Raw genomic sequence first — 6,571 nt, 5'->3', positions numbered from 1 at the left:
TCCATCCGCCGCGTCGAGACCCCGAGCAGATAACACGTCGCCACCACCGACGTCAGCGCCGCCTCAGCGCGCCGGCGCCGCTCCAGCAGCCACTCGGGAAAGTACGTTCCTTCACGCAGTTTCGGCACCGCGACATCCAACGTCCCGATCCGAGTGTCGAGCTCGCGGTGGCGATACCCGTTGCGCGAGTTCACCCGGCCAGGATCACGCGTGCCAAACGCGGCACCACACACGCTGTCGGCGTCCGCGGACAGCAACGTGTTGATGAAGCCTTCCATCAGCTCACGCAACAGATCCGGGCTGGCCTGCTCGAGATGCTCGTGCAGGAACTCGGCAGGGTCGATACTGGAGCCAGCGGTCATCGAGGTTTCCTTCTTCGAGTCGGTTGTGAGAGATCACTCGAAGGATCACCCGATGACCGCGTTCACGTTCCCCGCGACGCGCCCACCGGGATCTCGTCGTACACCACTCTGCTGGACGCAACTGGACACCGCTTCGCGGTGGCTGTTTCTTGGCCGCCTTCGGCGGCGCCGCACACCGTGGCTCGTGCTGCTGTGGCCGGCGGATGGAATGTGAGTGGGTAGCAGACGATGGGCACGCAGGATTCCAGATGGAAAGCCCCCGGCCACCTGTCGATCGGTCAAGCGTCTGCGATGGGCAACGAATGGCGACAGCTGAAATCCCGGGGTACAGGGCGCCTCCAATCCGCTGTTCAGCCGAGGCGACAGTAGTTCGCGAGCCGCGGAGCCTGAAGCTGACCGACTGCCGCCGTCGGACGCGCTAACGCGACTTGCTTTCGCATCGTGGGTCCATGTCGGACGGTTCTCTGAGGCGGGTCGGGCTGCTGCGGAAGAGACTGCCCTCGCGTCAGGGCATCAGATGTCCGTTGCAGTCCTCCGCGGCCCAGGCGCGCATCCGTCATCGTCTCCTGACTCTGGCCTTCCCGCCGACGGACTAACAGCCTGTGACGTCTAGCCGTAGATCTCTCAGCCGTCCTACTCTCTGAGGTGGGAGGGCAGATGAGTCCGGTCGGCGGCCCGGGAGCACGGCGACTTCGCGGTTCGCGAGGCGCCGTGGTACTCCACGTCGAATGTTCCTGCGGATGCCTGTACACGACGCTCGACAGCGCACGCGACCTCGCGACCTGCCCTAAATGCGAGCGCCCGACACGCGAGATCCCGCTCAAGAAGTAGCCCCGTGCGTGCTGGGCCGTTCTAGGATCGGGCATCATCGCGGCGATCAAGCAGTTCGGACTCCGGCTTCAGGCGATCGGCCTGCTGCCGACGATGCTCGCCGTCTTCGTCATCACCTTTCTAGCCGTCGCCAAGGCGCCGCGTTCCCCGCTGAATGGAACCACCGTGGTTCAGGCTGTGAACACGATTGGGGCCGGCGGGGCCATCGTGGTGGCGGGTGCAGCAATCGCGATCGCCGTCACGCTGCAACCGCTGCAGTTCCGGCTCGTTCAACTGCTTGAAGGCTATTGGCCGATCGGTCGGCATGGATTGATCTTCCGATTCTTCGTCGAGATCCAGCGTCGACGATACGAGTGGCAGCGGTCCAAACTGACCTATTCCGGCTCGAGATCAGCGGCGGCACAACGGGCGGCTGAAGAGCGGATCAACAATGCTGCGACTCGGTTGCACGAACGCTTCCCTGGTCCGGATCGACTGCTCCCGACGGGACTCGGCAACGCCTTGCGGTCCGCCGAGGATCGAGTTGGGGCTCGCTACGGAATAGAGAGCGTGATCATCTGGCCGCGATTGTTCCCCCTCCTACCGACTGAGTTGCGAGCGTCTATCGAGGACGAGGTGACGCAGCTTGACGTCTCCGCGAGACTGGCCGTTACCTGGCTAGGAGCGGCGGCAGTCAGTTCGGCGCTTCTTCTGCTCGACCTTGAGAACCTCATCCGGAATCCTGGCTGGCTCCTCGTCGTCGTCCCGCTCTGGTTGCTCGCCTGGCTGTCGTATCTAGCAGCGATCGAGGCCGCAGTCGCGCACGGGATGGACATTGAGGTGGCAATTGACCTCCATCGCCACCTCATAGTCGATGCGATGCGGCTTCCCAGCACGACCCGCCTCTCAGAGGACCGTCGGATCTTCAAGAAACTCTGTCGCATATTCGTCACCTATGACCCGAATCATGGGTTCGAGCTTGAATTCCGAGATCCGGTCGCGCTCTTGGCGAGTTCGGAACAGGCACCGAGCATGAGGGTGTCTCTTGATCGCAGGCCACGCTATCGTCGTCGCTTCCTACGAAGCCGCGAGCGGCGTGGCTAGGCACGCCCTGCGGTTGTCCGTGGAGCCTCGGTCGCAGCGTCTGCGAGATGTTCGAAGGACCCCGCAAGGCTGCGATCGCCTAGAAGCCGCAGGTGCTCCTCGTTCCTAGTCTGGTCCACCTTGCGGTGCTTGGTGCGCCCACGCGTATCAAGTTGCATGTTGAGCGGCTGACCGGGGCGCGGGTGGTGGCTGCGAGTGACGCTGTGCCTGGTGCGGTGGCGCCTTGATCCCGGCGACGGCGGCCGCCGCGCGCCGGTTCGGAGAGTTCACCGAGGTCTCCTCGCCAGCGGCCTTCTCCACTTGAAAAGCGCCCGGCCAGGGTTGGCCGGGCGCTTTTGGTGTGGTCTGGTTAGCGGCGGCGGCCCCAGCGGCGGGTGGTGCCGAGGCCGGCTAGGTGGAGGGCGACGCAGAGGAGGCCGGCGGTGAGCAGCGTTTGCGGTGTGAACGCGTCGCTCGCTTGCACGTTGGCCCAGTCCAGGATGAGGGCCAGGCCGAAGATGACGGCAGCGATGATCGCGAACATCGAGTGCTCCTTAGGGAGTCGGGCAGATGCCCGACCAGTACCCACCGCAATTCACCGACCCCCCAACGAAACTGCTGGTCCGGTGTCGCCTGTCCATGGACGAGGTGTGGCGGAGTTGGGTGTCGCTCCCTGTCGATCGAGGCGGGGGCCGTTCGTATAGGTGATGAAGACTGTCACCAGGAGGTAGGCATGAACCAGTACCTGCTCAGCATTTACCAGCCTGATGGGCCGCCGCCCGGGCCGGAGGTGCTGGAGCCGATCTTGCGGGACCTGCAGGCGCTCAATGAGGAGATGCAGGCGGCGGGGGTTTGGGTGTTTGCGGCTGGGTTGCATCCGCCGGAGACCGCGACTGTGTTGAAGGCCTCCGGCGATGAGGTGCTGGTGACGGACGGGCCGTTCACGGAGGGGAAAGAGCACCTCGGGGGATTCACGGTCATCGAGGTCGAGGATCTTGATGCGGCGTTGGGGTGGGGGCGGCGGTTGGCGCGGGTGTTGCGGCCGTTGGCGGTTGAGGTGAGGCCGTTTCAGTCGTGACGCCTGATATCGCCGGCGTGTTTCGGGCTGAGCACGGCCGTGCGGTGGCGGTGCTGACGCGGGTGTTCGGGGATCTCGAGATTGCCGAGGACGCGGTGCAGGACGCGTTTGCGGCGGCGATCGAGAAGTGGCCGGAGAGCGGCGTACCGCCTAGTCCGGCGGGGTGGATCATCACGACCGCGCGGAACCGGGCGATCGACCGGCTGCGGCGGGAGTCGGCGCGGGCGGACAAGCAGGCGCAGGCGGCGCTGCTGCATGCCCAGGACGAACCAGTGGAGGAGGGCGCCGTGCACGACGACCGCCTCCGGCTGATCTTCACGTGCTGCCATCCGGCGCTCGCGCTGAACGTACGGGTCGCGCTCACGCTGCGGATGCTCGGCGGACTGACCACGGCTGAGATCGCGCACGCGTTCCTGGTCCCGGAGCCGACGATGGCGCAGCGGCTCGTCCGTGCGAAGGCGAAGATCCGCGCGGCCGGCATCCCCTATCGCGTGCCGTACGAAGCCGATCTGCCCGAGCGGGTGCGCGGCGTACTCGCGGTCGTCTACCTGATCTTCAACGAGGGGTACGCCGCCTCGTCCGGCGACAGTCTCGTCCGTGACGAGCTGAGCGCCGAGGCGATCCGTCTCGGTCGCCTCCTGGTGGAGCTGATGCCCGATGAGCCCGAGGCGGTCGGTCTGCTCGCGCTGATGCTCCTACAGCAGTCCCGCCGGCCGGCTCGAGTCGCTGCCGACGGTTCGCTGGTCCGCCTCTCCGACCAGGACCGCCGGATGTGGGACCGCGCCCTGATCGACGAAGGTCAAGAGCTGGTACGCCGTTGCCTCCGCCGCAACCAACCCGGTCCGTACCAACTCCAGGCCGCCATCAACGCCGTCCACGCCGACGCCGCGACTGCCGCGGACACGGACTGGCGCCAGATCCTCCAGCTCTACGACCACCTCCTCACCCTCGAGCCCACTCCGGTCGTCGCGCTCAACCGGGCCGTAGCCGTCGCCGAAGTCCACGGCCCAGCCGCGGCCCTCGACCTGATCGACGACCTGGACCTCGGCTCCTACTACCTCTTCCACGCCATCCGCGCCGACCTGCTGGCGTCGCTCGGCCGCCCCGACGAGTCCCGCGCCGCCTACCGGGCAGCCCTGGACCTCACCTCCAACGAGGCGGAACAAAACTTCCTCCAGTCCCGCCTCAACCACCTCTAACCCATTCCCGCAGCTTTCCGGAGGATTCCGGTCACCTGGCGCACAATTCCTTCCGGAAACCTGACAGGCTTCCACCCATGACCGAGCCGCCTGCACTGCACAACTGGCAGATCGAGCCGCGGGAGTACGCGCGGCAGGAGAGCAGGCGCGGGCGCCGACACGCGTACGAGCAGCTCCATCCGGCACGGACAGCCCTGGTCGTCGTCGACATGGTGCCGTTCTTCGTCGAGCTCGGCGGATACCAGCAAGGCATCGTGCCGAACATCAGCCGGCTCGCTGCCGGACTGCGCTCGGCCGGCGGGACGGTCGCGTGGGTGGTGCCGGGCTACACCGAGCCAACCATGGTCGACGTCGAGTTCCTCGGTGCCGAGGTGGAGAAACTCTTCGCCGAGTCCGGCGGGACCGGGCCGGTGCGTGGGCGAGTGTGGCCGGAGTTCGAGATCGACGACGCGGATCTGATGGTGGAGAAGACCGCGGCCAGTGCCTTCTTCCCCGGGCGCTGCGATCTGCATGAGCAGCTGTCGGAGCGCGGCATCGACACCGTGCTGATCACCGGAACCGTGGCCAATGTCTGTTGTGAGTCGTCCGCCCGGGACGCCAGCACGCTCGGCTATCGCGTCGTGATGATCGCCGACGCCAACGCCGCCCGTCGCGACGAAGACCTCAACGCCACGCTCTACACCGTGTACCGGACCTTCGGAGACGTCCGGACCACGTCGGAGGTGCTGACGCTCCTCAACGCGTGAGGGAGCGTGGGGCCTAGCGCTTGCGTTTGTCGCGGGTGCGGCGGCTGGTGTGCGGCGTGCGCCGGGACGGTGGGCGGGTGACGCGGAGGAGGAGGCCGCCGACGGCGCCGGCGGCGGCGCCGAAGAGGGCGGCGAGGGGGGAGAGGGCGATCGCGGAGTGGGTCCAGTCGGCGTGGTCGGGGCCGCTGGTGAGCCAGGCCAGAACGACGCTGACGACGACCATCGCGAAGGCGCCGAACACGGCGCCCGACACCGCCTCACGGCTGCCCATGTGACCACGGTAAGGGTCCCGCCGCGATGTGGAACGCCGACTGGGCGTGCCGCCGGATTCAGTAGGGTCCGGGGTGTGCGGGGATTCGAAGTGGTGTGCGAGGTGGAGCCGCCGACGCGGCCCGATCTGAAGAAGGTGCGGCACCAGATCGGCGTGATGAGCCCGATCGCGGACGCCTTCCTGATCCCGGACAACCACATCGGCCGGGCCACGGTGTCGAGTGTGGCGGTGGCGAACGAGGTCCAGGCGATGGGCTCCCGCGGCATCGCCTGCCTGAACTCGCGGGACCGCAACCTCCTCGGGTTCAAACGGGATCTCCTGACGGCGGCGGCGTACGGCGTCGAGCAGTTCCTGTTCGTCCACGGGGACGACCCGGCCGAGGGCGCGCGCACCAGCCAGCTCACGGTCCGCACGATGATCGAGCAGGCGCGCGCGACGTCGTACCCGGGTTGCAACCCGTTCCAGGTCGGCGCGGCCACCCGCCTGCGACCGGTCCCGCGCTGGAAGGCCGAGGCCGACTTCCTCTATGTCCAGGTCAGCTACGACCTCGACGAGCTGCTGCGCTGGCGGGACAGCGTCGACCTCGACATTCCCGTGTACGCCGGAGTCATGGTGCTCGCGTCCGCCAAGATGGCCCACAACCTGGCCGGCCTGCCCCAGCTGTCGATCCCGGAGACCCTGATCGACGCGGTCGAGCGGGATCGCGACGCCGGCGTGGACCACGCGTGTGAGCAGATTCTGCAGATCCGTGACTCCGGCGCCTTCGACGGCGTTCATCTGATACCGGTCAGCCGCTACCGCCAGGTCGCGGCCTGGCTCGAGCGCGAACTCCGACCGCCCCGGGTCGCACCGGATCGGGCCGGAACCGACTAGTCTCCTGCCAGCAGGGTTCTACTGACGGGAGGTGGAAGCGTGGGTGTGCCTGGCAAGGGGCTGATCGAGGGCCTGAAGGTCACTGCCAAGACGCTGGCCCGCCGGTCCGTCACCGAACAGTACCCGGATGTCCAGCCGGAGTTGCCGCC

Annotated in this window: 8 protein-coding genes; 5 read left to right on the top strand and 3 right to left on the bottom strand. The window is 67.1% G+C overall.

Annotated features, from left to right (window positions below):
* A partial coding sequence (locus ACZ6O0_RS23370) for a transposase (protein ID WP_465767060.1) occupies nt 1-362 on the bottom strand: 362 nt, incomplete at its 3' end.
* A 924-nt stretch (nt 363-1,286) separates the two neighbouring features.
* On the opposite strand from ACZ6O0_RS23370, the gene ACZ6O0_RS23365 reads away from it, so the two are divergent.
* Nucleotides 1,287-2,276: a hypothetical protein gene (locus ACZ6O0_RS23365; RefSeq protein ID WP_465767059.1), complete on the top strand. Its 990-nt coding sequence runs from the start codon at nt 1,287-1,289 to the stop codon at nt 2,274-2,276.
* 349 nt (nt 2,277-2,625) lie between these two features.
* Here the strand turns inward: ACZ6O0_RS23365 and ACZ6O0_RS23360 are convergent, their stop codons facing one another.
* The gene (locus ACZ6O0_RS23360) at nt 2,626-2,799 is read right to left on the bottom strand and encodes a hypothetical protein (RefSeq protein ID WP_465767058.1); all 174 of its coding nucleotides are present in this window, start codon (nt 2,797-2,799) and stop codon (nt 2,626-2,628) included.
* A 189-nt stretch (nt 2,800-2,988) separates the two neighbouring features.
* On the opposite strand from ACZ6O0_RS23360, the gene ACZ6O0_RS23355 reads away from it, so the two are divergent.
* The 3 genes from ACZ6O0_RS23355 (at nt 2,989) to ACZ6O0_RS23345 (ending at nt 5,278) form a co-directional block, all read left to right on the top strand.
* Nucleotides 2,989-3,333 carry a YciI family protein gene (locus tag ACZ6O0_RS23355; RefSeq protein ID WP_465767057.1) on the top strand — a complete coding sequence of 115 codons (345 nt, stop codon included), beginning with the start codon at nt 2,989-2,991 and terminating at the stop codon, nt 3,331-3,333.
* Complete coding sequence (locus tag ACZ6O0_RS23350; RefSeq protein WP_465767056.1) at nt 3,330-4,532, top strand: RNA polymerase sigma factor; 1,203 nt, start codon at nt 3,330-3,332, stop codon at nt 4,530-4,532. The genes ACZ6O0_RS23355 and ACZ6O0_RS23350 overlap by 4 nt, the downstream gene beginning before the upstream one ends.
* Nucleotides 4,533-4,609: 77 nt before the next feature.
* Complete coding sequence (locus ACZ6O0_RS23345) at nt 4,610-5,278, top strand: isochorismatase family protein (RefSeq protein ID WP_465767055.1); 669 nt, start codon at nt 4,610-4,612, stop codon at nt 5,276-5,278.
* A gap of 13 nt (nt 5,279-5,291) precedes the next feature.
* On the opposite strand, the gene ACZ6O0_RS23340 is transcribed toward ACZ6O0_RS23345, so the two are convergent.
* Nucleotides 5,292-5,549: a hypothetical protein gene (locus ACZ6O0_RS23340; RefSeq protein WP_465767054.1), complete on the bottom strand. Its 258-nt coding sequence runs from the start codon at nt 5,547-5,549 to the stop codon at nt 5,292-5,294.
* 75 nt (nt 5,550-5,624) lie between these two features.
* Between ACZ6O0_RS23340 and ACZ6O0_RS23335 the strand changes: the two genes are divergently transcribed.
* The gene (locus tag ACZ6O0_RS23335) at nt 5,625-6,422 is read left to right on the top strand and encodes a methylenetetrahydrofolate reductase (RefSeq protein WP_465767053.1); all 798 of its coding nucleotides are present in this window, start codon (nt 5,625-5,627) and stop codon (nt 6,420-6,422) included.
* The last annotated feature ends 149 nt before the right edge of the window (nt 6,423-6,571 follow it).

The sequence above is a fragment of the Kribbella sp. NPDC048837 genome, from assembly GCF_055586945.1.
The sequence above is the reverse complement of the archived record's forward strand: the minus strand, read 5'-3'. Positions and strand labels throughout refer to the sequence as shown.

Bases quoted from the DNA above. Each gene is read 5' to 3' on its own strand.
- ACZ6O0_RS23365 (WP_465767059.1), top strand. From the start codon at position 1,287: ATGCTCGCCGTCTTCGTCATCACCTTTCTAGCCGTCGCCAAGGCGCCG.
- ACZ6O0_RS23360 (WP_465767058.1), bottom strand. From the start codon at position 2,799: ATGTTCGCGATCATCGCTGCCGTCATCTTCGGCCTGGCCCTCATCCTG.
- ACZ6O0_RS23355 (WP_465767057.1), top strand. From the start codon at position 2,989: ATGAACCAGTACCTGCTCAGCATTTACCAGCCTGATGGGCCGCCGCCC.
- ACZ6O0_RS23345 (WP_465767055.1), top strand. From the start codon at position 4,610: ATGACCGAGCCGCCTGCACTGCACAACTGGCAGATCGAGCCGCGGGAG.
- ACZ6O0_RS23340 (WP_465767054.1), bottom strand. From the start codon at position 5,549: ATGGGCAGCCGTGAGGCGGTGTCGGGCGCCGTGTTCGGCGCCTTCGCG.